Genomic DNA, 2,142 nt, shown 5'->3' on the forward strand with positions numbered 1-2,142 from the left:
CGCCGCCCAGCTCGCGCGCTTCGCCGCCATCGGCGCGATGAGCACCGTAGGCCACCTCCTGCTGTACGCGGCCCTGAGCCCGGCACTCGGCGCCCAGGCCGCCAACGCGCTCGCGCTCCTGCTCTGCGCCCTCGCCAACACGGCCGCGAACAGACGGCTCACCTTCGGACACCGGGGACGCGGCAGCGCGCTGCGCCACCACGGCAAGGGGCTCGTGGTCTTCCTGATCGGCCTGGCGCTCACCAGCGGATCACTCGCGGCCCTGCACCACGCCGCGCCCTCGGCCACCCACGCCACCGATCTCGCCGTACTCCTCGCGGCCAACCTGACCGCGACCGTGCTGCGCTTCCTCCTTCTCCGGGCGTGGGTGTTCCGCGCATGAACGAGACCATCACCGAGGCGAGCAACTGGAACGCGAGACTGCCGGAGCGGCCCGCCACCACGGACGGCGAGTGGCGACGGCTGCGCGGGACCGTCAGGGAGTACACCCCCGCACTGGCCTTCTACGGCGCGCTGAAGCTCATCGGCTTCGCCTCCTTCATGTGGCTGCTGCACTCCGCCGGGAACTACCGCACCAAGAACCCGCGCTTCGGCGGCGGCGCCCACCCGTGGGACGTACTGGCCAGCTGGGACGGCTGGTGGTACCAGCAGATCGCCGTCCACGGCTACCACCCCGAGCTGGTCCGGGTCCCCGGCGCCACCGGCCTGATCACCCTCGAAGGAAACTCGGCGGCGTTCTTCCCGCTGTACCCGGCGCTGATCCGCCTGACCTCGGAACTCACGGGTCTCGGTTCCTACGGCGCCGGCCTGCTGGTCTCCGTGCTGGCCTCCTTCGCCGCCGCCCTGGGCATCTACGCCGTCACCGCGCACCTCCTGGACAGCCGGGCCGGGCTGGCGGCGGCCGGACTCTGGGCCGTGTGGCCCGGTTCCGGTGTGGAGTGGGCGGTCTACTCCGACTCCCTCTTCGTCGCCCTGGCCGCCTGGGCCTGCCACGCCGTCCTCACCCGCCGCTGGCTCACCGCGGGTCTCCTCACCTGCGCCGCCGGGCTCAACCGGCCCACGGCGGCGGCACTGATAGCCGCGGTCACCGTCGCGGCCCTGTTCGCACTGCGCGACCGCCGGGACGGCATCCCGCGCCCGCTGGCCGCGATGGCCATGGCACCGCTGGGCCTGCTCGCCTACCTGGGCTGGGTGGGCCACCAAATGGGCGACTACGGCGGCTACTTCAAGCTCCAGTCCGGGGCCTGGGCCCACGAGTGGGACTACGGCCGGCAGACCCTCGACGTCCTCACCTCCATCCCGGTGGGCCACACCACCTACCTCTTCGCCTGGCCCTTCGCGGACCTGATCAGCGCCTGTGTGGTCCTGCTCGGATTCGCACTGCTCCCGCTGCTGATCCGGCTGCGCCCCCCGGCCGTACTGCTCGTCTACACGGTCCTCACCGTCGCGCTCGTCCTGGGCAGCCAGCAGATATTCAGCAACGTCTCCCGCTATCTGCTCCCCCTCTTCCCCCTCTTCCTTCCCCTCGCCGCCGCACTGCGCCGCCTCAGCCTCGCCCACCAGTTCACGCTGCTCGGGATCGCGGCCCTGGCGTCGGGCTCGTACGCGGGCTACGCCCTCTTCGAACTCGGCGTCCCGTAACCGGACTTGAGGACTAGCGACTGCCCGTCAGATGCGCGAACACGACGACATTCCCCTGATAACCAGTCGACCGCGAGTAGCCGCCCCCGCACGTGATCACCCGCAACTCGGGCCGCTCGGCGGCGCCGTAGACCTTCTGGTCGGGGAAGTGGCTGGCCCGGTACACCTCGACGGCGTCCACCGTGAACAGTGCGACGGTGCCGTCCAGCCGGTCCAGTTCGATGGTGTTGCCCTTCTTCAGGGCGCCGAGGTCGTAGAAGACGGCGGGTCCGTCGGCGTTGTCGACATGGCCCGCGACGATCGCCGTGCCGGTCTCGCCGGGGGTGGTGCCGGCCTCGTACCAGCCGGCGAGGTTCTTCTTCGCGGCCGGGGGCACGTCCAGGCTGCCGTTGCTCGTCAGCTTGAGGCCCATCAGCGGGGCGTCCACATGGATGGCCGGGACACGGATGCGGTCCGGCGGCGACGGCGGCAGCGCACGGGCCGCGGTGCGCCCGGCGGCCG

General features: G+C 71.6%; 3 protein-coding genes. 2 read left to right on the forward strand and 1 reads right to left on the reverse strand.

The features are described from left to right. Both R6V09_RS51660 and R6V09_RS51665 read left to right on the forward strand, forming a co-directional pair. The coding region (locus tag R6V09_RS51660) for a GtrA family protein (RefSeq protein ID WP_317888331.1) at positions 1-382 on the forward strand (382 nt) is incomplete at its 5' end. Beyond that, entirely contained in the window at positions 379-1,641 is a 1,263-nt protein-coding gene (locus R6V09_RS51665; RefSeq protein WP_317888332.1) for a glycosyltransferase family 39 protein, read from the forward strand. The genes R6V09_RS51660 and R6V09_RS51665, both read left to right, overlap by 4 nt. Positions 1,642-1,654: 13 nt before the next feature. Here R6V09_RS51665 and R6V09_RS51670 read toward each other — a convergent pair. Continuing rightward, positions 1,655-2,142: class F sortase (locus R6V09_RS51670; protein WP_317888333.1), on the reverse strand; the 488-nt coding region annotated here is incomplete at its 5' end.

The organism is Streptomyces sp. W16 (genome assembly GCF_033194735.1).
GTDB lineage: Bacteria > Actinomycetota > Actinomycetes > Streptomycetales > Streptomycetaceae > Streptomyces.

Bases quoted from the DNA above. Each gene is read 5' to 3' on its own strand.
- R6V09_RS51665 (WP_317888332.1), top strand. From the start codon at position 379: ATGAACGAGACCATCACCGAGGCGAGCAACTGGAACGCGAGACTGCCG.